We start from the raw sequence: 23,987 nt of genomic DNA on the forward strand, positions 1-23,987 counted from the left end.
CGGGCCTTTGGCCAGTTCCTTGTCGCTTCTGGCGGAAAGTCGACGTTTGCGGGCCAGGTCGGCGCCCACGATGATCTCGCCCGCGCGCAGCAGGACCCCGCTCGCACGGCCCGGCGGACCACACACCAGGTTGAGGCTGAACCACATGCCGTAGATGAAGTAGACGTACGCGTGTCCGGGCGGGCCGAACATCGATGCGTTGCGCTCGGTACGGCCGCGGTAGGCGTGGGAGCCGGGATCGGCCTCGCCCTCGTACGCCTCGACCTCCGTGATGCGCAGTTCCAGGGGGCCCTCGGCAGTACGGCGGACCAGGATGCGGCCGAGGAGGTCCGGTGCCACCGTGAGGACCGGCCGGTCGAAGAAGGACCGCGGCAGGGGCGTACGGTCGGTGCGCGCGCTCATCCGGTCGAGCGTAGTGGAACGGCCGCACCTGCAACCGGGGCCTAGGGTTCCGCGTTGGTAGGGGATAGTCGAACGAGTCCTTCAAGGGGAGTCAGAGCATGGGGTTCAAGAAGCTGTTCGCCGCACTGGGTGCCGGTGGTGCCTCGGTGGACACGATCATCACCGAGCCGAACGTCGTGCCTGGCGGGATCGTCCAGGGCGAGGTCCGCATCCAGGGCGGATCCGTGGAGCAGCAGATCGAGGGCCTGTCCCTGGGGCTGCAGGCGCGGGTCGAGGTCGAGGGCGGCGACCAGGAGTACAAGCAGGACATCGTCTTCACCAAGCAGCGCCTCGGCGGTGCCTTCAAGGTGCAGCCGGGCGCCCTGCACGTGGTGCCGTTCGGGCTGGAGATCCCGGCGGAGACCCCGATCACCCACTTCGAGGGCCAGCACCTGCACGGGATGAACATCGGGGTGAGCACCGAGCTGGAGATCGCGCGGGCGGTGGACGCCGGCGACCTCGACCCGATCAACGTCCACCCGGTGCCGGCGCAGCAGGCGATCCTGGACGCGTTCCGCCGGCTGGGCTTCACCTTCCGCAGCGCGGACATGGAGCGCGGGCACATCCGCGGCACCCGGCAGACGCTGCCGTTCTACCAGGAGATCGAGTTCCTGCCGCCGGCGCAGTACCGCGGTCTGAACCAGGTCGAGCTGACCTTCGTCTCGGACGGCAACGAGATGGACGTCGTCCTGGAGATGGACAAGAAGTCGGGCCTGTTCACGGAGGGCAGCGACACCTACCGCTGCTTCCAGGTGGGCCTGCACTCGTACCAGGGGACCGACTGGGCGGCGTACCTCAACGAGTGGATCGCGTCCGTGGGTTCGCAGCGCAACTGGTTCTAGGCTCGGGCCGGATGCCGGGCCGGTCCGGCCCGGCACCGGTTCGCGATCAGGAGGTTCAGCAGTGGCCGAGCAGAACAGGGCGCCCCTTCCGCACGACTTCCACCCGGAGGTCGCCGCGTTCTCGGTGGTGAGCGACGATCTCGCGCCCGGTGCCGACCTGGGCGACGCCCAGGTCCTGCAGGGCGGGAACGTCTCGCCGCACCTGCGGTGGGAAGGCTTCCCGGCGGGGACGAAGAGCTTCGCGGTGACGTGCTTCGACCCGGACGCGCCCACGGGCAGCGGGTTCTGGCACTGGGTGCTGTTCGACCTGCCCGCCTCGGTCACCGAGCTGCCGGCGGGTGCGGGCAGCGGAAAGTTCGAGGGGCTGCCGGCCGGTGCCGTGCACGTGCGCAACGACTACGGCACGAAGGACTTCGGCGGAGCGGCCCCGCCGGCCGGGGAGCGGCACCGGTACGTGTTCACCGTGTACGCGGTGGACCAGGAGAAGCTGGGCCCGGGCGGGGACGTCTCCCCGGCCGTGGTCGGTTTCAACCTGCGGTTCCACGCGCTCGGGCGGGCGCAGTTGATCGGCGAGTACGAGGCCCCGCGGAACTGACCGTTCGCCTTCCGTTTGCCCGGTCCTGGTCTGAAGGCGGCCATGACCGGGCATTTTTTATTGCGTTGTCCCGCGTGGCGCGCGCGGCCAGAGTGGTTGCGGGCCCTGCCGCCAGGGTGGTCGCGGGCCTGCGCACGGGAGGTGGGCGAGAATGCGGGACACGCTGGTGCTGAACGCGAGCTTCGAGCCGCTGTCGACGGTGACCTTGAACCGAGCCGTCGTTCTGGTGCTCCAGGACAAGGCAGTGGTCGAACAGTCGCACCCCGAACTGCGTGTCCGCGCGGCCACCATGGATCTGCCGATGCCGCGGGTGATTAGGTTGTGCCGGTATGTCCGGGTTCCGTTCCGAAGACACGCGGCGTGGTCGCGGAGGGGGGTGCTGGTCCGGGACCAGCACCGGTGCGCGTACTGCGGGAAGCGCGCGACGACCGTGGACCACGTGGTACCGCGGGCGCAGGGCGGCGGGGACACCTGGCTGAACACGGTTGCGTCCTGCGCCGAGGACAACCACCGCAAAGCGGACCGGACTCCGGATGAGGCGGGCATGCCGCTGCTGCGCGAGCCGTTCGTGCCCTCGCCGGCGGACGCGATGCTGCTCGCCCTGGGCGTGCAGGGGCAGGAGACGCTGCCGGAGTGGCTGGCGCGATCGGCCTGAGCGCTCCCGCGGGAGGTGCTGCGACGGTCCGGCGATCCTCTGCGGCCCGGTGGTGGCTGACCGCGCAGTTCCCCGCGCCCCTCGGGGCGCCCACCGGGCGGTGGCCCGTCCCTCGGGTGAGGGGCGGGCCACCGCCTTCTTCGTACGGGGCAGGGGTCAGCGCAGCAGCAGCTGGACGATGGCGAGGCTGCCGACCACGACGATCAGCGCGCGGAGCGCGCTGGGCGGGAGCCGGCGGCCGACCTTCGCGCCGATCTGGCCGCCTATGGTCGAGCCGACGGCGATGAGGAGGACGGCCGTCCAGTCGAAGTCGGCGACGAAGAGGAAGAAGACGGCGGCGATGCCGTTGACGAGGGCGGCGATCACGTTCTTGACGGCGTTGATGCGCTGCATGTCGTCGTGGAGCAGCAGTCCCATCAGGGCGAGGTACAGCACGCCCTGGGCGGCTCCGAAGTAGCCGCCGTACGCGCTGGCCGCCAGCATGCCGCCGAGGAGGACGGGCCCGCCGTCGGGATGGCCGCCGTCCCGTCCGGCGGCTTCCTGCCGGCGGCGCAGGGCGGCCGCGAGGCGGGGCTGGAGGACGACGAGGACGAGTGCGAGTCCGACGAGGACGGGCACGATCGTGTCGAAGGACTCCGAGGGCAGGGTGAGGAGCAGGACGGCGCCGGCGAGTCCGCCGATGAGCGAGACGGCGCCGAGGCGGATGATGCGGCGGCGCTGGCCGCGGAGTTCCTTGCGGTAGCCGAAGGCTCCGCTGAGCGAACCGGGCACCAGGCCGAGGGTGTTGGACACGTTGGCGGTGACCGGGCTGAGTCCGGTGGCGAGCAGCACCGGGAAGGTGATGAGGGTGCCGGAGCCGACGATGGTGTTGATGGTGCCGGCGCCGATGCCGGCCGCGAACACGGCGAGTGCTTCCCAGATGGACATGGACATGGACTGGGCCATCCCCTTTGCATGAGTGAGACGCCTCCCCGCCATGAAGGTCGAGGGGCCTCACTGATCATGCAGGAGGGGACGGGCCGTCGGGTCCCGGGGGTCAGTCGATCGGGGGCTGTTCGCGGCGTTCCGTACCGTTGTTTCCGTTGTGTCCGTGGCCGCCGTTGGTCGATCCGTTGGTCGATCCGTTTCCGGCCGCCTTGGCGGTGTTGAGCGGGTTGAAGCCCGAACCTCCGCCCACGGGGCCGAAGTTGCCCATGGCTCCGGAGAGGCCCTTGAGGGCGTCGCCGATCTCGCTGGGCACGATCCAGAGCTTGTTGGCGTCACCCTCGGCGAGCTTGGGGAGCATCTGGAGGTACTGGTAGGCGAGGAGCTTCTGGTCGGCGTCGCCCGCGTGGATGGACTCGAAGACCGTGCGGATGGCCTGGGCCTCGCCCTCGGCCTTGAGGGCGGCGGCCTTGGCCTCACCCTCGGCGCGGAGGATGGCGGACTGCTTCTCGCCCTCGGCCTTGAGGATTTCGGACTGGCGGACGCCCTCGGCCTGGAGGATGGAGGCGCGCTTGTCGCGGTCGGCGCGCATCTGCTTCTCCATCGAGTCCTGGATGGAGGTCGGCGGGTCGATGGCCTTGAGCTCGACGCGGTTGACGCGGATGCCCCACTTGCCGGTGGCTTCGTCGAGGACGCCGCGCAGGGCCGCGTTGATCTCCTCGCGGGAGGTCAGGGTCCGCTCCAGGTCCATGCCGCCGATGATGTTGCGCAGGGTGGTGACAGTGAGCTGCTCGATGGCCTGGATGTAGCTGGCGACTTCGTACGTCGCGGCGCGGGCGTCGGTCACCTGGTAGTAGATGACGGTGTCGATGTTGACGACCAGGTTGTCCTGGGTGATGACCGGCTGCGGCGGGAACGGCACGACCTGCTCGCGGAGGTCGATCCGGTTGCGGATGGAGTCGATGAACGGGACCACGATGTTGAGGCCCGCGTTGAGCGTGCGGGTGTAGCGGCCGAATCGTTCGACGATGGCTGCGCTGGCCTGCGGGATCACCTGGATCGTCTTGACCAGTGCGATGAAGACCAGAACCACCAGAATGATCAGGACGATGATGATCGGTTGCATGCGGTTCCCCGTGCCCTTCCGGCTGTCTGTGCTGCCCCGTTGAAGCGGAGTCTCGCAGACCCCGGGGCCGCGGGTCGGCTGCTTGGCTCAGAAGCTCACATCACCACGGCGGTGGCTCCGTCGATCTCCACGACGTCCACCTGCTGGCCGGGTTCGAAGGTGCTGTCCGCGTCGAGGCTGCGGGCGGACCAGATTTCGCCGGCGAGTTTGATCCGGCCCCCGGTGCCGTCGACGCGTTCGACGACGAGCGCGGTTCTGCCCTTCAACGCGTCGACTCCGGTGCGGTGTTGGGGCCGCTCACGGTGGTGGTTGGCGATCGAGCGGACGACTGCGGTGAGCGCGACCGACACGATCACGAAGACGAGGACCTGGGCGACCGCTCCCCCGCCGAGGGCCGCCGTGACGGCGGCCGCGAGCGCACCGACGGCGAACATGCCGAACTCCGGCATGGCCGTCAGGACGAGGGGGATGCCGAGTCCGACCGCGCCTATGAGCCACCACACCCACGCGTCGATGTTCACATGGTCATGGTAGGTCCGGCGGGCGCGGTCAGGACAGGGTGCACCTAACGCAGGGGCAGGCCCTGGGCGGTCCAGCGGTCGTTGTCGTGGCGCTCGACGACCAGGGGGAGGCCGAAGCAGAGGGAGAGGTTGCGGGAGGTGAGTTCGAGGTCGATGGGTCCGGCGGTGACGACCTTGCCCTGGCGGATCATCAGGACGTGGGTGAAGCCGGGGGCGATCTCCTCGACGTGGTGCGTGACCATCGCCATGGAGGGGGCGAGCGGATCGCGGGCGAGGCGGCCGAGGCGGCGTACGAGGTCCTCGCGGCCGCCGAGGTCGAGGCCGGCGGCGGGCTCGTCGAGGAGGAGGAGCTCGGGGTCGGTCATCAGGGCGCGGGCGATCAGGGTGCGCTTGCGCTCGCCCTCGGAGAGGGTGCCGAACCTCCGGTCGAGGTAGTCGGTCATGCCGAGGCGGTCGAGGAAGGCGCGGGCGCGCTGCTCGTCGATCTCCTCGTACTCCTCCTGCCAGGTGGCCGTCATGCCGTACGCGGCGGTGAGGACGGTCTGGAGGACGGTCTGCTTCTTCGGGAGCTTGTCGGCCATCGCGATGCCGGCCATGCCGATGCGCGGGCGCAGCTCGAAGACGTCCACCTTGCCCAGGGTGCTGCCGAGGATGGTGGCGGTGCCCTTGGTGGGGAAGAGGTAGCTGGACGCGATGTTGAGCAGGGTGGTCTTCCCGGCGCCGTTCGGGCCGAGGATGACCCAGCGCTCCCCTTCCTTGACCGACCAGGAGACCTGGTCCACCAGAGCCCGGCCCTCGCGGACCACGGATACGTCCACCAGCTCCAGTACATCGCTCATGAGCGCGTTGTCTCCCCTTGCAGTCTTGTTTCGTCAGTGCACCGGTAGGCGCAGCCCCAGGGGAAAACCTACGCCACTCGGGGAGGGCTCCGGGCGCCAGCCCGGCTGCAGGGCCGGATCCGGGCCGATCCGTAGAGTGGGGGAATGCTTTTCGAACCACGTTCAGGGCGGCTGGCCGCCTGGGGGAACGCGCTGCTGGCCGGTCTGGTCTCGCCCGACGAGGCCGCGATGTCGATCGTGGGCGAGGACGCCGTGCACCGGGTGGCCGGGCTGCCGGGCGAGGACGGCCCGGTGGGGCTCACGCTGGCCCTGGGCCGGCTGCGCACGCTGGGGGTGACGGGGCTGCGGGTGGCGCTGCCGGTGCCGGGGCATCCGCTGGGCCTGAGCGGTCCGCCGGAGTTCAACGCGCGGGCGCTGGAGGCCGGGGAGGCTGCTGTCGCGGTGGGGGCGGCGCTGGGCCTGGTGCCGGAGGTCAGCGAGGCGGGGCCGGCGGGGGACGTGCACGTGGAGGTGGTGTGGCGCTGCCTGCCGGTGCGGGAGGCGCCGCCGGCGGACGTGCCGTCGCTCGGTGAGGCGGAGCGGGAGCTGGCCGAGGGGATGCGCGAGGCGACGGTCGTGCTGACGCGGCTGGACGTGGCGGCGTCGGGGCCGGCCGCCGAGGCCGCCCTGTCGGCGTACCGGGCGCGGGCGGAGGCCGGGCGGGAGGCGCTGGCCCCGGGATATCCGGCGCGGGCGGTGCGGGTGCTGGCGTTGGCACAGCGGGTGGCGCTGCTGGTGTCGCTGGCGTACGACCGCGGGCACGGGGGCGCGGTGGCGGCGTCGGAGATGGCGGCGCGGGCGGAGGCCCTGCGGCCGGTGGAGCGGGTGGCGCGCAGGGCGCTGGTGGCGGCGTACAACGCGGCGGTGGAGGAGCGCGAGCGCGGCTGACGCCGACGGCCGGGGCCGGGTCGGGTGTGGCGCGGCCCCGCCTCCCGGGGAGAGTGGGGAGAGGCGGGGCCGGTGGCGGGGGCTGCGGGTCAGTGGTTGACGCCCGTGTTGCCCCAGACGCCGTTCAGCAGGCCGACGACTGTGACGGTGTTGCCGACCGCGTTCACGGGGACGTGCACGGGGGCCTGGATCAGGTTCCCGGAGGCCACACCGGGCGAGCCCACGGCCTCGCCGCAGGCCGAGGCACCGCTGCCGTGCGCCGAGGAGACGCCGGCTCCCGCGGCAAGGAGGCCGCCCGCGATCAGGGTGATGGCAGTGGCCTTCTTGGTGTTCTTCACGTTCTCGTCCTCCAGAGCGTCTGCCGCGGCCGTCCGCCGCGGCACGCCATGGAGAACGTCCGGCCGACGCGGGGGATACGCCATGTGGGCGACATCCACCCGACGGTATGAAAATCCTGAACGTCGCTGGACGCCGTCAGCCCACGGTGCCGTGCCGGACCGCCCACAGGGCCGCCTGGGTGCGGTCCGCGAGGTCCAGCTTCATCAGGATGTTCGACACGTGCGTCTTGACGGTCTTCTCGGACAGGACGAGTGCGCGGGCGATCTCCCGGTTCGAGCGGCCGTCCGCGATGAGGGCGAGGACCTCCTGCTCCCGCTCGGTCAGCGAGCCGCCGCGGCCGGACGCGGGCTGCTCCTCCTGGGAGAGGAGGGCCTCGGCCACCTCGGGCTGGAGCACGACGTGGCCGGCGTGGACGGAACGGATGGCTCCGGCCAGGGCGTCGGGATCGACGTCCTTGTAGACGTATCCCGCGGCGCCCGCGCGCAGGGCGGGGACGACCGTCCGCTGCTCGGTGAAGCTGGTGACGACGAGGACCCGGGCCGGGTTCGCGAGGGCGCGCAGTCTGCGCAGGGCCTCGATGCCGTCGGTGCCCGGCATCGTGACGTCCATCAGGATGACGTCGGGCCGCAGCTCCTCGGCCCGGGCCACCCCCTCCTCCCCGTCGGCCGCCTCGCCGACCACCTCGATGTCGTCCTGGACCTCCAGGAAGGTGCGCAGGCCCCGCCGCACCACCTGGTGGTCGTCGACGAGCAGTACTCCGATGCGGCTCCGCCCGGGCGTGTCAGCCACCGGGCACCTCCATCTCGATCGTGGTGCCCTGGCCGGGCCCCGAGTGCACGGTGAGGCGGCCGCCCACGCCGCCGGCCCGGTCCCGCATGGAGACCAGGCCCAGGTGGCGGCCGGCTGCCCGGACCGCGCGGGGGTCGAAGCCGCGGCCGTTGTCGGCGACGGTGAGGACCGCGCCCGGGCCGCGGCGGGCGAGGACGACCTCGACGCGGTCGGCGTCCGCGTGGCGCAGGGCGTTGTGGAGGGCTTCCTGGGCGACCCGGAGCAGGGCTTCCTCCTGGGAGGCGGGCAGGGCTCGTATGCCGTCGCTGGTGAAGGTGACGTGCGCGGTGTGGGCCCGGTCGAGGACGCGGACCTGGCCCCGGAGGGTGGGGACCAGCCCGTCCTCGTCGAGGCCGGCGGGACGCAGCTCGGTGACGGCGGCGCGCAGCTCGTCGGCGGCCTCGGCAGCGAGCGCGGCGACCTCGTGGAGCTCCTCCTTGGCGCGCGCCGGGTCGCGGTCGACGAGGGCGGCGGCGGCCTGCGCGGTCAGGCGCAGGGAGAACAGCTTCTGGCTGACGGCGTCGTGCAGCTCGTGGGCGAGGCGGGAGCGCTCCTCGGTGATGGTGAGCTCACGGCTGCGCTCGTACAGCCGCGCGTTGGTGAGGGCGATCGCCGCGTGCTGGGCGAGGAGGCCGAGGAGTTCCTCGTCCTCCTCGGTGAATCCGCCGGGGACGCGCTTGTTGGCGAGGAAGAGGGCGCCGAGGGTCTCGTCGCCGTCCCGGATGGGGCGACCGAGGAAGTCGGACATTTCCGGGTGGGCGGCGGGCCAGCCCTCGAAGCGGGGGTCCGTGCGTACGTCGGCCAGCCGCTCGGCGCCCTCCTGGTGGAGCATCGCGGCGAGGATGCCGTGCTGGCGGGGCAGCGGGCCGATGCGGCGCCACTGGTCCTCGCTGATGCCGTCGACGACGAACTGGGCGAAGCCGCCGTGGTCGTCCGGGACGCCGAGGGCCGCGTAGCGGGCGTCGAGCAGTTCGCGGGCGGAGACGACGATCGTGCGCAGGACGTCGCGCACCTCCAGTCGGCGGCTCATGGCGAGCAGTGCGGTGCTCACGGCGGCGAGCCCGCTGCGCGGTCCGTTGTGCATGGGCTCACCGTACTCGCGGCGCTGACCTGCGGGATCGGGCCGCGGGCCTAGGCCCGGGGGCGGGGAGGGGTCCTCCTCGGGGAGGAGGGCGGCGGGCGGATGCCGGGCCGCCAGGAGGAGGCCGGGGCAGGCTTCGTCGTCCGTACGTCCGAGAAGGCGTGACGGATTGAATTGCACCGGCAACGGATGGTGAGTCCGTTACGTGGTCGATGTGAGCCCGCGCATAGGACCCACATCACTTACGAAGGCACCTAGTGGACACGTAAAGGTCGCATTAGTGCTGCTCTGCGCAGTGACGGGGCCGCAATTCCAGGCCGGAGGACGCCCCGTGATCCACTAAGCGGCTTCGTACGTCACACCTTTGCACCAGAATTTTGCCGCCGCTAAGAATTGCTCTCGCCGCACGGCACCGGGGATCCCCCCGGATCCACACGGAGCCCTCCTGCGGCCCCGCGATTCGAAGAGGTTGCTAGCGCATGTCCAAGAACAGCATTCGTGGCCGTCGTCTGACGAAGGCGCACAAGATGTCCTTCGCCGCCGTCGCCACCATCGGTGCCGCCGCCGTCGCCGCCACCCTCGTTCCCGGCGGTGCCGGCAACACCGGTACGGCCGAGGCCGCCGTCGCCCCCGTGGCGCTGACGCAGGTCGTGGAGGCGCAGACCAAGTCCGTCGAGAGCAGCCTGGCCGCGCAGCAGGCCGTCGCCGCCCAGCGCGCCCAGGCCGCGGCCGCCGCCAAGGCCGACGCCGCCGCGAAGGCCAAGGCCGAGGCCGCGGCGAAGAAGGCGCGCGAGCAGAAGGAGGCCGCCAGCCGTGCGGCCGCCCGCAAGCCGGTCTTCGCGAACAACCTGGACGGCTGGATCAAGGAAGCCCTCTTCATCATGAAGAAGGAGGGCATCCCGGGCACCTACGCGGGCATCCACAAGAACGTGATGCGCGAGTCCTCGGGCAACCCGCTGGCCATCAACAACTGGGACATCAACGCCAAGAACGGCGTCCCGTCCAAGGGCCTGCTCCAGGTCATCTACCCGACCTTCAAGGCCTACCACGTGCCGGGCACCAAGTTCGACCAGTACGACCCGGTCGCCAACATCGTCGCCGCCTGCAACTACGCGGCCGACCGCTACGGCACCATCGACAACGTGAACAGCGCCTACTAGGCCTCTGGCGGAAGCTTCCGCAGCAACCTCTTCGAACGCCTCAGGGCGGTACCCGGGATCCGGGTACCGCCCTGAGGCGTTTGTGCGTCACGCGCCGTGCGTGCCGCCGGTGCTACTAGTGCTGCTAGTTGCGCATGACCTCGGGTTCGTGGCGGCGCAGCAGGCGCTGCACGGCGAAGCCGCAGGCGACGCCGAGGGCGAGCAGGACGAAGACGTTCAGCGTCCACTGGCCGCCCGTGGGGTCCCACAGCGGGTCGGTGTTGGTCGGGTTCTCGTGGTCCCACGGCGCCATCAGCTTGCCGAGGTTCAGGGTGGTGCCGGCGGCGGCGATGGCCCAGCGGGAGGGCATCAGCCAGGCGAACTGCTCCAGACCGGGCTTGTCGTAGATCTGGAACAGGATGCCCGTGAACACGACCTGGACGATCGCGAACATGACCAGCAGCGGCATGGTCTTCTCGGCGGTCTTCACCAGCGAGGAGATGACCAGGCCGAACATCATCGAGGTGAAGCCGAGAGCGATCACCGAGATGCAGAGCTCGGTGGCCGGGTCCATGAACAGTCCCTCGGCGGGGAGCTTGCGCGGGGTGAAGCCGATGAGGCAGATGATCACGCCCTGGAAGGCCGTGATGAGGCCGAGGACGATCACCTTCGACATCAGGTACGCGGACCGGGACAGGCCGGTGGCGCGTTCCCGCTCGTAGATGACCCGTTCCTTGATCAGCTCACGGACCGAGTTGGCGGCGCCGGAGAAGCACATGCCGACCGCGAGGATCAGCATGATCGTGCCGGCGTCGCCGTTGAAGCGGCTCGGCGGGGTCGGCGGCGCGAGGCCGAACTTCGCGGGGATGACCGTGGAGACGATGCCGAGGACCGCGGGCAGGATCAGCATCAGGGCCATGAAGCCCTTGTCCGAGGCGATGACCGACACGTAGCGACGGATCAGGGTCCACAGCTGCGAGCCCCAGGCCTGCGGCTTCGGCGGGATCATCATCTGCTGCGGCGGCATCGTGACGGACTGCGGGGCCACCGAGTCGAGGTCGGCGGCGTACAGCTGGTAGTGCTGCGAGCCCTTCCAGCGGCCGGCCCAGTCGTAGTCGCGGTAGTTCTCGAAGGCCGAGAAGACGTCCGCCCACGTGCTGTAGCCGAAGAAGTTCAGCGCCTCGTCCGGCGGGCCGAAGTAGGCCACCGAACCGCCCGGGGCCATGACCAGCAGCTTGTCGCACAGGCCCAGCTCGGCCACGGAGTGGGTGACGACCAGGACCGTGCGGCCGTCGTCGGCGAGGCCGCGCAGCAGCTGCATGACGTCGCGGTCCATGCCCGGGTCGAGGCCGGAGGTCGGCTCGTCCAGGAAGATCAGCGAGGGCTTGGTGAGCAGCTCCAGGGCCACGGACACGCGCTTGCGCTGACCACCCGAGAGCGCGGTGATCTTCTTGTCCTTGTGGATGTCGAGCTTGAGCTCGCGCAGCACCTCGTCGATGCGGGCGGCGCGCTCGGACTCGGCGGTGTCGCCGGGGAAGCGCAGCTTGGCCGCGTACTTCAGGGCGGTCGAGACCTTCAGCTCCTTGTGCAGGATGTCGTCCTGCGGGACCAGGCCGATGCGCTGGCGGAGCTCCGCGAACTGCTTGTACAGGTTGCGGTTGTCGTACAGGACCTCGCCCTGGTCGGCGGGCCGGTAGCCGGTCAGCGCCTTGAGCAGGGTCGACTTGCCGGAACCGGAGGGGCCGATGACGCCGATCAGCGACTTCTCCGGGACGCCGAAGGTGACGTCCTTGAGGATCTGCTTGCCGCCGTCGACGGTGACGGTGAGGTGACGCGCCGAGAAGGAGACGTCGCCGGAGTCGACGAACTCCTCCAGCCGGTCGCCGATGATCCGGAACGTGGAGTGGCCGACGCCGACGATGTCGTTCGGGCCGAGCTGCGCGGAGCCGGACTTGGCCAGCGGCTGGCCGTTGACGTAGGTGCCGTTGTGGCTGCCGAGGTCGTGGATCTCGAAGCGACCGCCGGTGGAGCGGAACTCCGCGTGGTGCCGCGAGACCTGGAGGTCGGAGACGACGAGCTCGTTGTCCAGGGCACGACCGATGCGCATGACGCGGCCGACGGCGATCTGGTGGAAGGTCGTCGGGCTGCGGTCGCCGCCGTAGCCGGCCTGCGCCCCCTGGGCGGGCTGGGCCGCGCCCGGGCCGCCCTGCTGCTGCGGGAAGTACTGCTGCTGGGCGGGTGCCTGCTGCTGCGGCTGCGGCCACGCCTGCTGCTGGGCCGGAGCCTGGTACGCCGGAGCGGCCTGGGCCTGGGCCGGAGCCTGGTAGGCGGGGGCCGGGGCCTGGTAGGCCGGAGCCTGCTGCTGCGGCACGGCGGCCTGCTGCGACGCACCGGCAACGCTCAGATCCAGCCGCGGGCCGTCGGTGGCGTTGCCGAGGTGCACCGGCGTGCCCGGCACGAGCTCCGCCTGCTGGACCCGCGCACCCTGCACGTAGGTTCCGTTGGTGCTGCCGTGGTCCTCGATGCCCCAACCCCGGCCGTTCCAAGCGATGGTGGCGTGCCGCCAGGAAACCCGGGCGTCATCGATCACCACGTCTCCCTGGGGGTCGCGCCCCAACGAGTACGACCTGGACGGATCCAGCGTCCAGGTCCTTCCATTCAATTCCAGTACGAGTTCCGGCACTCCAGCCCCACTTAGGTCCCCCGAGAATCCCCCTGGCCGTCAGGGAGTCCGACGCCAGGGAGTCTAGGGATGGCTAACATCCGGGGGAACTATTTCAGGCCTGCGCCCACATGTGGAATCGGGGCCTTGCCGGGGCACCCGCGGACCGCGGGCGCAAGTCGCCCGGAGCGTGCGATACGGGACTTCTCGATCACGATCCCGCCCCTATCACCGCCTCTGAGCGGGGGAAACCGGTTCCGGTGGGTGGGACGGGCCTGACGCCCCCGTGGCACGGGAAGATACGGTGAGAGCACCATGAGCGCTTCGCAGACCTCAGACGTCCCCACTCTCCTCGTCAAGATCTTCGGCAAGGACCGTCCCGGGATCACCGCGGGACTGTTCGACACCCTCGCCGCCTACTCCGTCGACGTGGTCGACATCGAGCAGGTCGTCACCCGCGGCCGCATCGTCCTGTGCGCCCTCGTCACCATGCCCTCCCACGGCACCGAGGGCGAGGTGCGGGCCACGGTCCACAGCTGGGCCGAGTCGCTCAAGATGCAGGCGGAGATCCTCTCCGGCACCGGTGACAACCGGCCGCGCGGCAGCGGCCGCTCCCACGTCACCGTGCTCGGCCACCCGCTGACCGCCGAGTCCACGGCGGCGGTCGCCTCCCGGATCACCGCCACGGGAGGCAACATCGACCGCATCTTCCGACTCGCCAAGTATCCGGTGACGGCCGTCGAGTTCGCCGTGTCGGGCTGCGAGACGGAGCCGCTGCGGACCGCCCTGGCCACCGCCTCCGCGCACATCGGCGTCGACGTGGCGGTGGTCTCGGCCGGCCTGCACCGGCGGGCCCAGCGCCTGGTCGTGATGGACGTGGACTCGACCCTGATCCAGGACGAGGTCATCGAGCTGTTCGCCGCGCACGCGGGGTGCGAGGCCGAGGTCGCCGAGGTGACCGAGCGGGCGATGCGCGGGGAGCTGGACTTCGAGCAGTCGCTGCACGCCCGGGTGGCGCTGCTGGCGGGGCTCGACGCCTCGGTGGTGGAGAAGGTCCGAGCCGAGGTGCGGCTGACCCCCGGGGCGCGGACGCTGATCCGCACCCTCAAGCAGCTCGGCTACCAGGTGGGGGTGGTCTCCGGCGGGTTCACACAGGTCACGGACGACCTGCGGGAACAGCTGGGGCTGGACTTCGCCTCCGCCAACACCCTGGAGATCGTCGACGGCAAGCTGACCGGCCGGGTCACGGGCGAGATCGTGGACCGTGCCGGCAAGGCCCGGCTGCTGCGGCGCTTCGCCGAGGAGGCGGGCGTACCGCTGGAGCAGACGGTGGCGATCGGCGACGGCGCCAATGACCTGGACATGCTGAACGCGGCGGGGCTGGGGGTGGCCTTCAACGCCAAGCCGGTGGTCCGCGAGGCCGCGCACACCGCGGTCAACGTGCCGTTCCTGGACACCGTGCTGTACCTGCTCGGGATCACCCGCGAGGAGGTCGAGGCCGCCGGCCTGACCTGACCCGGTACGCGCGTGGGCGCACGGGGACGCGTACTGGGGACGGGCTCCGGCGGTCGGCCGCCGGGGCCCGTCCCCGTACGCAGGAGGCCGCCGCGGCCCGTCAGTGGTCCGCGGGGGTCCAGAAGTCGAGCAGCGTGCCCACGCCGTGCTCCACGGACTTCCAGGATCCGGTGAAGGAGACGACGGCCAACGCCGCGGTCGGGAAGCCGCTGCGGGTCATCCGGGCCAGGGCGTCGCCCTCCACGCGGCCGGCGAGGGCGTCGGCGAGGGCGTGCACGCCGGGGTTGTGGCCGATCACGAGGAGGTCCGCGACCTCGTCGGGGGTTTCGTTGAGGAGGGCGATGAGCTCGCCGAGCGAGGCCTCGTACAGCCTCTCCTCGTACACCGTCTTCGGGCGCTGCGGCAGTTCCTGGACGGCGAGCTTCCACGTCTCACGGGTGCGGGCGGCGGTGGAGCAGAGGGCCAGGTCGAAGGTGATGCCGGTCTCGGCCAGCTTCAGTCCGGCGGCCGGTGCCTCCTTGCGGCCGCGTTCCGCCAGCGGGCGGTCGTGGTCGGCGACCTGCGGCCAGTCGGCCTTGGCGTGCCGGAGGAGGGCGATCCTGCGGGGTGTGTCGGCGCTCATGGCCCCAGCTTCGCACGGATCGGGCCGTGGGGCGGGGGGGCGTCGGGGAGCTCGTCCGCGGGCCGGGGCGCACCCGCGGCGTGCGCGGCTCGCGCGGCCGCGTGGGCCGGATCAGCCCGCGGCGCGCAGGAGCTGTTCGCTGACCTGGAGCAGGGGTGCGGTCTCGCCGGCAGTGGCCCGGACCTCGCCGGCTCCGGCGAGGAGCAGCAGCAGGAGGCCGAAGGCGAGTGCGGGCAGCGCCAGCGCCCACCAGTGCAGCCGGGCGTCGGCGCCGGCGGTGCGGTGGACGGGGGTGGGTGTGGTGGCCGGCATGGGGGCCTTCCGTGGGTGTGCGGACGGGAACTGGCTCGCTCCTTCGAATCTAGGGATCCGAAGGTGCCGTTCCCATCAGGGGCGCACCCCACCCGACCCTGAACCCGGCCCCCTAGGGGACGGTGGGGACGACCCCACCCCGGTGCCGGGTCAGGGCGAGACGACGGTGGCGACGACGGCGATGATCACGGTGACGACGAGCATCGCGCCGAGCACGGCGCCGAGCTTCTTGCGGCCGTGCTGGGGGTTCGGTTCGAGTACGGGCGACATGCCGTTCAGTCTCGCACGCTGCGTTCGTCCTCGATCGTGCGGTCCCGTCCGGCGAGCACGCCCAGGGCGATCTGCGGGACCAACAGGCAGGTCATCAGGGTCAGCGGCAGGTCCCAGCCCCCGCTGTGCTGGTAGAGGGCGCCGATGAGGAGGGGGCCGGGGACGGAGAGGAGGTACCCGATGCTCTGGGCGAAGGCGGAGAGCCGGACGACACCGCCCGGGGTCTTCGCGCGCAGCCCGATCATGGTGAGGGCGAGCGGGAAGGCGCAGTGGGAGACGCCGAGCAGGAGGGCCCACGCCCAGGCTCCGGCGGCGGGGGCGAGGTGCAGGCCGCCGTAGCCGACGAGCCCGAAGACGCCGAGGCCGGCGGCGAGGGGGCCCTGGTGCCGCATCCGGCCGGCCAGGCCGGGGATGACGAAGGCCAGCGGGACGCCCATGAACATCGTGACCGCGAGCAGGACGCCCGCGGAGCCGGCGGAGACCCCGGCGTCACGGAAGATCTGCGGGAGCCAGCCCATGGTGGCGTACGCGCCGGTGGCCTGGAGGCCGAAGTAACCGGCCAGGGCCCAGGCGGTGCGGCTGCGGGCGACGCCCGGACCGGCCGGTGCGGCTGCGGGCCCGGCGTTCTTCCGCTCGCGCCGTGCGGAGGCGGCCACGGGCAGCCAGGGCAGTACGGCGGCCACCGCGGGGACGGCCCAGACCAGCAGGCCGGTACGCCAGCTGCCGCCGAGGGCGGAGGTCAGCGGGACGGTCGCGGCGGCGGCCAGGGCTGCTCCGGAGAGGGCTCCCGCCCGCATGCCGCTGACCTCGCCCCGCCGATCCGCCCTGGTCGATCAGGTGATCGCCCAGCTCAGGAACCAGATCACGTCCGGCGAGTGGCCGGTCGGTGCCCGCATCCCGACCGAGCCGGAGCTGGTGGAGATGCTGGGCGTCGCCCGCAACACCGTGCGCGAGGCCGTCCGGGCCCTGGCCCACAACGGGCTCCTGGACGTCCGCCAGGGGTCGGGGACCTACGTGCTCGCCACGAGCGGGCTGGCCGGGGTGATGCACCGCCGCTTCGCCGGGGCGGATCCGCGGCACGTCGCCGAGGTCCGCTCGACGCTGGAGTCCGCCGCGGCGCGGCTCGCGGCGGCGCGCCGCACCGAGCGGGACATGGCACAGCTGGACGCACTGCTGGCGCGGCGCGAGGAGGCCTGGGCGAGCGGGGAGGCGGAGCTGTTCGTGGCCGCGGACGTCGCCCTGCACATGGCGGTGGTGGCGGCCTCGCACAACGAGGTGCTGATCGAGCTGTACGCGGACCTCGGCGACCTGGTGGCCGACTGGCTGCGCACGGACGTCGGTGCGGACCTGGATCCGGCGGCGCTCCCGGACCACGGCCGGCTGATCGAGGCGGTCCGGCGCGGGGACGGGGACACGGCGGCGTCGGAGGCGGCCGGCTACCCGTTCGCCTGCCTCGGCCGCACGCCAGGCGCGGGGGCCGGAGCCGCGGGGGCGCGAGGGACGGGGGCGGGGAACGCGGAGGCGGGGAACGCGGAGGCGGGGAACGCGGGGGCCGGGAACGCGGAGGCCGGGAACGCGGAGGCCGGGAACGCGGAGGCCGGGAACGCGGTCACGCCCGCTGGTGGCTGACCCAGGTCGAGCGGACCTCCTTCCAACACCGGCCGACGAGCTCCGCCCGGCCGGCCGGTCCCACGGCCACGGCGTTGCCGTCCCCGTCCAGGTCCCACCAGCGGTCGCATTCGACGTGCAGCCGGACCAGGTCGGTCCGCGGGTAGCTGTTGTGGCAGTACGCCGTGACCAGCGAGCCCTCGATGACGGTGTCGCAGTCGGCTCCGAACAGCTCCGCGGCCCGGGTCGGCGTGGCCCGTACGGTGGGTTCGGCGGGGACCTCCGCGGGCTCCGCCACGGCGGGGGCCGCCGCCCCGGACCCGGATGCCGGGTCGCCGCCCTCGGGCTGGGCGAGCGCCCCCGGGACCAGGAATCCCGTCAGGACCACCGAGGTCACCAGCAGTGACAACGGCCGGCTCGGCCTCGACCGCACGGCCGTACCTCCTCCCCGCAGGAGCCGGGAAGATCCCGACCCGGTCAGTTTGCAGGCTTCTGCCCCGGTTTTCGACTCGGGAAGATCCGGTCGGCCCTCGTAAATCTGATCGAGCGTGAGGTCCGGTACCCGCCGGCGCCCGTCCCCGGCACGGGAAACGGCGGCGGCCGCGCCCCCGGAAGGAGACGCGGCCGCCGCCGTACGCCGTGCGGGTGACGCTCAGGCACCCATCGCGTGCAGACCGCCGTCCACGTGGACGATCTCGCCGGTGGTCTTCGGGAACCAGTCCGACAGCAGGGCGACGACGCCGCGGCCCGTCGGCTCCGGGTCGCTCATGTCCCACTCCAGCATGGAGCGGTGGTTCCAGGTGTCCGCCAGGTCGGAGAAGCCCGGGATGGACTTGGCGGCCATCGAGCCAAGCGGACCGGCCGAGACCAGGTTGCAGCGGATGTTCTCCTTGCCCAGGTCGCGGGCGAGGTAGCGGCTGGTGGCCTCCAGCGCGGCCTTGGCCGGGCCCATCCAGTCGTACTGCGGCCAGGCGAACTGCGCGTCGAAGGTGAGGCCGACGATGGCCGCGCCCTCCGCCGGGAACAGCGGCTTGCAGGCCATGGCCAGCGACTTCAGCGAGAACGCCGACACGTGCATGGCGGTGGCGACCGACTCGAACGGGGTGTTCAGGAAGTTGCCGCCGAGGGCGTCCTGCGGGGCGAAGCCGATCGAGTGGACGACGCCGTCGAGGCCGCCGAGCTCGTCGCGGACGAGGCCCTCCAGGCGGGCCAGGTGCTCGTCGTTGGTGACGTCGAGCTCGATCACCTTGACCGGCTTGGGCAGCTTCTTGGCGATGCGCTCGGTCAGCGACGGGCGCGGCCATGCGGTGAGGATGACCTCGGCGCCCTGCTCCTGGGCCAGCTTGGCGGCGTGGAAGGCGATGGAGGACTCCATCAGCACACCCGTGATCAGGATGCGCTTGCCGTCGAGAATTCCGCTCATGGTGATCAGTGACCCATGCCCAATCCGCCGTCAACGGGAATGACGGCTCCGGTGATGTACGCGGCGTCGTCGGACGCCAGGAAGCTGACGGCAGCCGCGATCTCCTCGGGCTGCGCGTAGCGCGCGAGCGGCACGTTCGCCACGATGGCCGCACGCTGCTCGTCGGTGAGCACCTTCGTCATGTCGGTGTCGACGAAGCCGGGGGCCACGACGTTGAAGGTGATGTTCCGCGAGCCCAGCTCACGGGCGAGGGAGCGGGCGAGGCCGACCAGCGCGGCCTTGGAGGCGGCGTAGTTGGCCTGGCCGGCCGAGCCCAGGAGGCCGACGACCGAGGAGATCAGGACGACGCGGCCCTTCTTGGCGCGCAGCATGCCGCGGTTGGCGCGCTTGACCACGCGGAAGGTGCCGGTGAGGTTGGTGTCGAGGACGGAGGTGAAGTCGTCCTCGGACATGCGCATCAGGAGCGTGTCCTTGGTGATGCCGGCGTTGGCCACCAGCACCTCGACCGCCCCGTGCTTTTCCTCGATCTCCTTGTAGGCCTGCTCCACCTGCTCCGAGTCGGTGATGTCGCAGCGGACCGCCAGGACGCCGAGCGCGGTGAGCTCCTGGGGCGGCTCACCCGAGCGGTACGTGATCGCGACCTTGTCGCCGGCTTGCGCGAAGGCACGGGCGATGGCGAGGCCGATGCCCCGGTTACCTCCGGTGACGAGAACCGAGCGGCTCAACGGATCACCCTTTCGACTAGCGGTCTGAGTACCAGAAACCTATAGGCCGCGCATGCCCCGCGCAGAATCGGTCTCCCACAGGGCCTCGGGACCGGCTCTGTCGAGTCCCTACAGAAAGTGGTAGGCACGACCGGCCCGGGCGCGCCATGATCGGGGGGACCGGCTCCGACCCACGGGAGGACTTCCGTGCCCCATTCCATCGACGCGGCCTTCACCGCGCTGCCCCTGCGGGCGCTCGCCGACGCGGCGCTCGCCCGGGCCCGCGCGCTGGGCTCCGAGCATGCCGACTTCCGGCTGGAGCGGATCCGCAGCGCCTCCTGGCGGCTGCGGGACGCCAAGCCATCGGGCGGGTCCGACACCACCGACCTCGGGTACGCGGTCCGCGTGGTGCACGGGGGCGCCTGGGGCTTCGCCTCCGGTGTGGACCTGACCATGGACGGCGCCGCCCGCGTGGCCTCCCAGGCGGTGGCCATGGCCAAGCTGTCGGCCCAGGTCATCAAGGCCGCGGGGGCCGACGAGCGGGTGGAGCTCGCCGACGAGCCCGTGCACGCCGACAAGACCTGGATCTCCGCCTACGACGTGAACCCGTTCGACGTGCCGGACGCGGACAAGGCGGCCCTGCTCGCCGACTGGAGCGCACGGCTGCTCGCCGCCGACGGCGTGGCGCACGTCGACGCCTCGCTGCTCGCCGTGCACGAGAACAAGTTCTACGCCGACACCGCCGGCACCGTGACCACGCAGCAGCGGGTGCGCATCCACCCGCAGCTGACCGCCGTCGCCGTGAACGGCGCCACCGGCGAGTTCGACTCCATGCGCACCATCGCCCCGCCGGCCGGCCGCGGCTGGGAGTACCTGACCGGCACCGGCTGGGACTGGGACGCCGAGCTGGAGGAGATCCCCTCCCTGCTCGCCGAGAAGATGCGGGCGCCGAGCGTCGAGGCCGGCCGGTACGACCTGGTCGTGGACCCGTCCAACCTGTGGCTCACCATCCACGAGTCCATCGGCCACGCCACCGAGCTGGACCGGGCACTGGGCTACGAGGCGGCGTACGCGGGGACCTCCTTCGCCACCTTCGACCAGCTGGGCACGCTGAAGTACGGCTCCGCGATCATGAACGTGACCGGTGACCGCACCGCCGAGCACGGCCTGGCGACCATCGGCTACGACGACGAGGGCGTCCAGGCGCAGAGCTGGGACCTGGTCAAGGACGGCACCCTGGTCGGCTACCAGCTGGACCGGCGCATCGCGCGGCTGACCGGACTCGGCCGGTCCAACGGCTGCGCCTTCGCCGACTCCCCCGGGCACGTTCCGGTGCAGCGCATGGCGAACGTCTCCCTCCAGCCGGATCCGGGCGGGCTGTCGACCGAGGACCTGATCGGCGGGGTGGAGCGGGGGATCTACGTGGTCGGCGACCGCTCCTGGTCGATCGACATGCAGCGCTACAACTTCCAGTTCACCGGGCAGCGGTTCTTCCGGATCGAGAACGGCCGCCTGGCCGGCCAGCTGCGCGACGTCGCCTACCAGGCCACCACGACCGACTTCTGGGGCTCCATGGAGAAGGTCGGCGGCCCGCAGACGTACGTCCTGGGCGGCGCCTTCAACTGCGGCAAGGCACAGCCGGGCCAGGTGGCGGCGGTCTCGCACGGCTGCCCGTCCGCGCTGTTCCGCGACGTCAACATCCTGAACACGACCCAGGAGGCCGGCCGATGAGCCGAACGAAGCCCCACGAGATCGTCGAGCGGGCCCTGGAGCTGTCCACCGCCGACGGCTGTGTCGTCATCGCCGACGAGGAGTCGACCGCCAACCTGCGCTGGGCCGGCAACACGCTCACCACCAACGGCGTCACCCGTGGGCGGACCCTGACGGTCATCGCCACGGTCGACGGCGGGCAGGGCACGGCCTCGGGGGTCGTCTCACGCTCCGCCGTGACCGCCGAGGACCTGGAGCCGCTGGTCCGGGCCGCCGAGGCCGCCGCCCGGAACGCGGGCCCGGCCGAGGACGCGCAGCCGCTGGTCACCGGGACCCCCGTGGCACCGGACTTCACCGACGCCCCGGCCGAGACCTCGTCGGCGGTATTCGCGGACTTCGCCCCGGCGCTCGGCGAGGCCTTCGCCCGGGCCCGGGCGGGCGGCCGCGAGCTGTACGGCTTCGCCAACCACGAGCTGGTCTCCACGTACGTGGGCACCTCGACCGGGCTGCGGCTGCGCCACGACCAGCCGAACGGCACGCTGGAGGTCAACGCCAAGTCCCCGGACCGGCAGCGCTCGGCCTGGGCCGGCCGCTCCACCCGTGACTTCAAGGACGTCGACCCGACCGTGCTGGACGCGGAGCTGGCCGTACGCCTGGGCTGGGCGGAGCGGCGCTTCGACCTGCCGGCCGGGCGGTACGAGACGCTGCTGCCGCCGACGGCCGTGGCGGACCTGCTGATCTACCAGATGTGGTCGGCGGCGGCCCGGGACGCGGTGGAGGGCCGGACGGTGTTCTCCAAGCCCGGTGGCGGCACCCGACTCGGGGAGAAGCTGTCCGGGCTGCCGCTGACCCTGCGCAGCGACCCGAACGCGCCCGGCCTGGAGTCGGCGCCGTTCGTGATCGCGCACAGCTCGGGCGACGACGCCTCGGTGTTCGACAACGGCCTGCCCGTCCCGGCGACCGACTGGATCAAGGACGGTGAGCTGACCCGGCTGACCACCACGCGGCACAGCGCGGGCCTGACGGGCCTGCCGGTCTCCCCCGGCTTCGGGAACCTCCTCATGGACGCCGGCGGCGACAAGTCGCTGGAGGAGATGGTGGCCGGTACCCAGCGGGGCCTGCTGCTGACCTGCCTGTGGTACATCCGCGAGGTCGACCCGGCGACGCTGCTGCTGACGGGGCTGACCCGGGACGGCGTCTACCTGGTGGAGAACGGGGAGGTCGTCGGCGAGGTGAACAACTTCCGGTTCAACGAGTCCCCGGTGGACCTGCTCTCGCGGGCCTCCGAGGCGGGCCGGCCCGAGAAGACCCTGCCGCGCGAGTGGAGCGACTGGTTCACCCGGGCCTCGATGCCCGCGCTGCGGATCCCGGACTTCAACATGAGCTCCGTCAGCAAGGGCGTCTGAGACCGCCCGCGCCCGGCGGCCCCGGCCGCCGGGCGTCCGAGGGGGCGCCCTGCCCGCCTAGACTGGCGGGGAAACCCTTCACCACCCTGTTTCATCTCGTTCAAGGAGAGTCACGACCGTGACGGACATCGTCGACGAACTGAAGTGGCGCGGGCTCTTCGCCCAGTCCACCGACGAAGAAGCGCTGCGCAAGGCGTTCGCGGACGGTCCTGTCACGTTCTATTGCGGGTTCGACCCGACGGCGGCCTCGCTGCACGTGGGACACCTGGTGCAGGTGCTCACCGTGCGCCGCCTCCAGCAGGCCGGACACCGGCCGCTGGCGCTCGTCGGCGGGGCCACCGGCCAGATCGGCGACCCGCGCCCGACGGCCGAGCGCACCCTGAACGATCCGGAGACCGTGGCGAACTGGGTGACGCGGCTGCGCACGCAGATCGAGCCGTTCCTGTCCTTCGAGGGCGAGAACGCGGCGGTCATGGTGAACAACCTGGACTGGACGGCGGGGATGTCCGCCATCGAGTTCCTGCGAGACATCGGCAAGCACTTCCGCGTCAACAAGATGCTGACGAAGGACTCCGTGGCCCGCCGCCTGGAGTCGCAGGAGGGCATCAGCTACACGGAGTTCAGCTACCAGCTGCTGCAGGGCATGGACTTCCTGGAGCTGTACCGCCGGTACGGCTGCACCCTCCAGCAGGGGGGGTCCGACCAGTGGGGCAACCTGGTGGCCGGCCTCGACCTGATCCACAGGCTGGAGCCGCAGGCGCAGGTGCACGCGCTGGCGACGCCGCTGATGGTCAAGGCGGACGGCACCAAGTTCGGCAAGACCGAGGGCGGGGCCGTCTGGCTGGACCCGGAGATGACCACTCCGTACGCGTTCTACCAGTTCTGGCTGAACGTGGACGACCGGGACGTCTCCACCTACATGCGGATCCTGTCCTTCAAGTCCCGCGAGGAGCTGGAGGAGCTGGAGGCGCAGACCGCCGAGCGGCCGCAGGCGCGCGCGGCGCAGCGGGCGCTGGCGGAGGAGCTGACGACGCTGGTGCACGGCGCCGACCAGTGCGCCGCCGTGATCGCCGCGTCGAAGGCCCTGTTCGGCCAGGGCGATCTGGCGGACCTGGACGGGGCCACGCTGGCCGCGGCCCTGTCCGAGCTGCCGCAGGCCCGGGTGGCGGAGCTCGCCCCGGTGGTGGACCTGTTCGCGGAGACCGGGCTGGTCGCCAGCAAGTCGGCCGGCCGCCGGACCGTGAAGGAGGGCGGCGCCTACGTGAACAACGTGAAGGTCACCGCCGAGGACGCGGTTCCGGCCGAGGCGGACCTGCTGCACGGGCGCTGGCTGGTGCTGCGCCGCGGCAAGAAGAACCTGGCCGCGGTCGAGGTCACCGGCGCCTGACCCGGGACACGCCCGCACGACCGTACGGCGCGGGGGCCGGTCCGGACGCTCCGTCCGGGCCGGCCCCCGCCGCGTGCGCGGGCCGTGGGGGGCGGGGCGGGGGGGGGGGGG

24 protein-coding genes and 2 pseudogenes (1 of these 26 only partly in view) are annotated in these 23,987 nt (G+C 71.7%); 10 read left to right on the forward strand and 16 right to left on the reverse strand.

The features are described from left to right. Nucleotides 1-402, reverse strand: the 5' portion of a protein-coding gene (locus tag ACFVGY_RS17870) for a DNA-3-methyladenine glycosylase (protein ID WP_385677885.1). 240 nt of this gene lie to the left of the window's left edge; only the first 402 of its 642 coding nucleotides appear in the window; the start codon lies at nucleotides 400-402; its stop codon lies off the left edge, out of view. Nucleotides 403-500: 98 nt separating this feature from the next. On the opposite strand from ACFVGY_RS17870, the gene ACFVGY_RS17875 reads away from it, so the two are divergent. The 3 genes from ACFVGY_RS17875 to ACFVGY_RS17885 all read left to right on the forward strand — a co-directional run bounded on the left by ACFVGY_RS17875 (nucleotide 501) and on the right by ACFVGY_RS17885 (nucleotide 2,533). Further along, on the forward strand, nucleotides 501-1,283 hold the full coding sequence (locus tag ACFVGY_RS17875; RefSeq protein WP_361087519.1) for a sporulation protein: 783 nt from the start codon (nucleotides 501-503) through the stop codon (nucleotides 1,281-1,283). Nucleotides 1,284-1,344: 61 nt separating this feature from the next. Beyond that, complete coding sequence (locus ACFVGY_RS17880) at nucleotides 1,345-1,878, forward strand: YbhB/YbcL family Raf kinase inhibitor-like protein (protein ID WP_385677888.1); 534 nt, start codon at nucleotides 1,345-1,347, stop codon at nucleotides 1,876-1,878. A 151-nt stretch (nucleotides 1,879-2,029) separates the two neighbouring features. Then, on the forward strand, nucleotides 2,030-2,533 hold the full coding sequence (locus ACFVGY_RS17885) for an HNH endonuclease (protein WP_385677891.1): 504 nt from the start codon (nucleotides 2,030-2,032) through the stop codon (nucleotides 2,531-2,533). Between the two features lie 156 nt (nucleotides 2,534-2,689). On the opposite strand, the gene ACFVGY_RS17890 is transcribed toward ACFVGY_RS17885, so the two are convergent. From ACFVGY_RS17890 to ACFVGY_RS17905, 4 genes are all read right to left on the reverse strand, one after another. Then, a complete protein-coding gene (locus tag ACFVGY_RS17890; protein ID WP_385677894.1) occupies nucleotides 2,690-3,466 on the reverse strand; it encodes a sulfite exporter TauE/SafE family protein in 777 nt (258 codons plus the stop codon). Nucleotides 3,467-3,569: 103 nt separating this feature from the next. Continuing rightward, on the reverse strand, nucleotides 3,570-4,583 hold the full coding sequence (locus ACFVGY_RS17895) for an SPFH domain-containing protein (RefSeq protein WP_385677897.1): 1,014 nt from the start codon (nucleotides 4,581-4,583) through the stop codon (nucleotides 3,570-3,572). 95 nt (nucleotides 4,584-4,678) lie between these two features. After that, nucleotides 4,679-5,104 carry an NfeD family protein gene (locus ACFVGY_RS17900; RefSeq protein WP_385677900.1) on the reverse strand — a complete coding sequence of 142 codons (426 nt, stop codon included), beginning with the start codon at nucleotides 5,102-5,104 and terminating at the stop codon, nucleotides 4,679-4,681. 44 nt (nucleotides 5,105-5,148) lie between these two features. Continuing rightward, nucleotides 5,149-5,943 carry an ABC transporter ATP-binding protein gene (locus tag ACFVGY_RS17905; RefSeq protein WP_385677903.1) on the reverse strand — a complete coding sequence of 265 codons (795 nt, stop codon included), beginning with the start codon at nucleotides 5,941-5,943 and terminating at the stop codon, nucleotides 5,149-5,151. 144 nt (nucleotides 5,944-6,087) lie between these two features. Between ACFVGY_RS17905 and ACFVGY_RS17910 the strand changes: the two genes are divergently transcribed. Beyond that, nucleotides 6,088-6,870 carry a hypothetical protein gene (locus ACFVGY_RS17910; protein ID WP_385677905.1) on the forward strand — a complete coding sequence of 261 codons (783 nt, stop codon included), beginning with the start codon at nucleotides 6,088-6,090 and terminating at the stop codon, nucleotides 6,868-6,870. 89 nt (nucleotides 6,871-6,959) lie between these two features. Here ACFVGY_RS17910 and ACFVGY_RS17915 read toward each other — a convergent pair whose 3' ends face one another. The 3 genes from ACFVGY_RS17915 to ACFVGY_RS17925 all read right to left on the reverse strand — a co-directional run bounded on the left by ACFVGY_RS17915 (nucleotide 6,960) and on the right by ACFVGY_RS17925 (nucleotide 9,121). Next, entirely contained in the window at nucleotides 6,960-7,208 is a 249-nt protein-coding gene (locus ACFVGY_RS17915; protein ID WP_385677908.1) for a chaplin, read from the reverse strand. 136 nt (nucleotides 7,209-7,344) lie between these two features. Then, nucleotides 7,345-7,998, reverse strand: coding sequence for a response regulator (locus ACFVGY_RS17920; protein ID WP_385677911.1), 654 nt, complete (start codon nucleotides 7,996-7,998; stop codon nucleotides 7,345-7,347). Beyond that, nucleotides 7,991-9,121: a GAF domain-containing sensor histidine kinase gene (locus tag ACFVGY_RS17925; RefSeq protein ID WP_385677914.1), complete on the reverse strand. Its 1,131-nt coding sequence runs from the start codon at nucleotides 9,119-9,121 to the stop codon at nucleotides 7,991-7,993. Before ACFVGY_RS17925 ends, ACFVGY_RS17920 begins: the two co-directional genes overlap by 8 nt. A gap of 476 nt (nucleotides 9,122-9,597) precedes the next feature. On the opposite strand from ACFVGY_RS17925, the gene ACFVGY_RS17930 reads away from it, so the two are divergent. After that, nucleotides 9,598-10,278 (forward strand): transglycosylase SLT domain-containing protein, encoded by a 681-nt coding sequence (locus tag ACFVGY_RS17930; RefSeq protein WP_385677917.1) that lies wholly within the window; start codon nucleotides 9,598-9,600, stop codon nucleotides 10,276-10,278. A gap of 124 nt (nucleotides 10,279-10,402) precedes the next feature. Here ACFVGY_RS17930 and ACFVGY_RS17935 read toward each other — a convergent pair whose 3' ends face one another. Then, on the reverse strand, nucleotides 10,403-12,919 hold the full coding sequence (locus ACFVGY_RS17935; RefSeq protein ID WP_385678171.1) for an FHA domain-containing protein: 2,517 nt from the start codon (nucleotides 12,917-12,919) through the stop codon (nucleotides 10,403-10,405). Nucleotides 12,920-13,234: 315 nt separating this feature from the next. On the opposite strand from ACFVGY_RS17935, the gene serB reads away from it, so the two are divergent. Beyond that, complete coding sequence (gene serB, locus ACFVGY_RS17940; RefSeq protein WP_385677920.1) at nucleotides 13,235-14,434, forward strand: phosphoserine phosphatase SerB; 1,200 nt, start codon at nucleotides 13,235-13,237, stop codon at nucleotides 14,432-14,434. A gap of 100 nt (nucleotides 14,435-14,534) precedes the next feature. On the opposite strand, the gene ACFVGY_RS17945 is transcribed toward serB, so the two are convergent. From ACFVGY_RS17945 to ACFVGY_RS17960, 4 genes and pseudogenes are all read right to left on the reverse strand, one after another. After that, the gene (locus ACFVGY_RS17945) at nucleotides 14,535-15,056 is read right to left on the reverse strand and encodes a SixA phosphatase family protein (protein WP_385677923.1); all 522 of its coding nucleotides are present in this window, start codon (nucleotides 15,054-15,056) and stop codon (nucleotides 14,535-14,537) included. Between the two features lie 111 nt (nucleotides 15,057-15,167). Further along, nucleotides 15,168-15,368 carry a hypothetical protein gene (locus ACFVGY_RS17950; protein WP_385677926.1) on the reverse strand — a complete coding sequence of 67 codons (201 nt, stop codon included), beginning with the start codon at nucleotides 15,366-15,368 and terminating at the stop codon, nucleotides 15,168-15,170. Between the two features lie 150 nt (nucleotides 15,369-15,518). Next, a complete protein-coding gene (locus tag ACFVGY_RS17955; RefSeq protein ID WP_385677929.1) occupies nucleotides 15,519-15,638 on the reverse strand; it encodes an SGM_5486 family transporter-associated protein in 120 nt (39 codons plus the stop codon). Nucleotides 15,639-15,643: 5 nt separating this feature from the next. Further along, nucleotides 15,644-16,459: pseudogene (locus tag ACFVGY_RS17960) on the reverse strand (MFS transporter); the annotation flags it as partial. On the opposite strand from ACFVGY_RS17960, the pseudogene ACFVGY_RS17965 reads away from it, so the two are divergent. Next, nucleotides 16,434-17,093 (forward strand): annotated as a pseudogene (locus ACFVGY_RS17965) (FadR/GntR family transcriptional regulator); the annotation flags it as partial. The pseudogenes ACFVGY_RS17960 and ACFVGY_RS17965 overlap by 26 nt on opposite strands. Nucleotides 17,094-17,247: 154 nt before the next feature. Here ACFVGY_RS17965 and ACFVGY_RS17970 read toward each other — a convergent pair. The 3 genes from ACFVGY_RS17970 to fabG all read right to left on the reverse strand — a co-directional run bounded on the left by ACFVGY_RS17970 (nucleotide 17,248) and on the right by fabG (nucleotide 19,394). Next, the gene (locus tag ACFVGY_RS17970) at nucleotides 17,248-17,679 is read right to left on the reverse strand and encodes a hypothetical protein (protein ID WP_385677932.1); all 432 of its coding nucleotides are present in this window, start codon (nucleotides 17,677-17,679) and stop codon (nucleotides 17,248-17,250) included. Nucleotides 17,680-17,898: 219 nt separating this feature from the next. Further along, nucleotides 17,899-18,669 (reverse strand): enoyl-ACP reductase FabI, encoded by a 771-nt coding sequence (gene fabI / locus ACFVGY_RS17975; protein ID WP_376661284.1) that lies wholly within the window; start codon nucleotides 18,667-18,669, stop codon nucleotides 17,899-17,901. 5 nt (nucleotides 18,670-18,674) lie between these two features. Continuing rightward, nucleotides 18,675-19,394 carry a 3-oxoacyl-[acyl-carrier-protein] reductase gene (gene fabG, locus ACFVGY_RS17980; RefSeq protein ID WP_385677935.1) on the reverse strand — a complete coding sequence of 240 codons (720 nt, stop codon included), beginning with the start codon at nucleotides 19,392-19,394 and terminating at the stop codon, nucleotides 18,675-18,677. 186 nt (nucleotides 19,395-19,580) lie between these two features. On the opposite strand from fabG, the gene ACFVGY_RS17985 reads away from it, so the two are divergent. The 3 genes from ACFVGY_RS17985 to tyrS all read left to right on the forward strand — a co-directional run bounded on the left by ACFVGY_RS17985 (nucleotide 19,581) and on the right by tyrS (nucleotide 23,876). Then, complete coding sequence (locus ACFVGY_RS17985) at nucleotides 19,581-21,104, forward strand: TldD/PmbA family protein (protein ID WP_385677938.1); 1,524 nt, start codon at nucleotides 19,581-19,583, stop codon at nucleotides 21,102-21,104. After that, the gene (locus ACFVGY_RS17990) at nucleotides 21,101-22,489 is read left to right on the forward strand and encodes a metallopeptidase TldD-related protein (RefSeq protein WP_385677940.1); all 1,389 of its coding nucleotides are present in this window, start codon (nucleotides 21,101-21,103) and stop codon (nucleotides 22,487-22,489) included. Before ACFVGY_RS17985 ends, ACFVGY_RS17990 begins: the two co-directional genes overlap by 4 nt. A 118-nt stretch (nucleotides 22,490-22,607) precedes the next feature. Continuing rightward, a complete protein-coding gene (gene tyrS / locus ACFVGY_RS17995; protein WP_385677943.1) occupies nucleotides 22,608-23,876 on the forward strand; it encodes a tyrosine--tRNA ligase in 1,269 nt (422 codons plus the stop codon). Nucleotides 23,877-23,987 lie beyond the last annotated feature (111 nt).

Origin of the sequence: Streptomyces sp. NPDC127106 (assembly GCF_042677605.1) — a bacterium.
In the GTDB taxonomy this organism is placed as follows: domain Bacteria; phylum Actinomycetota; class Actinomycetes; order Streptomycetales; family Streptomycetaceae; genus Streptomyces.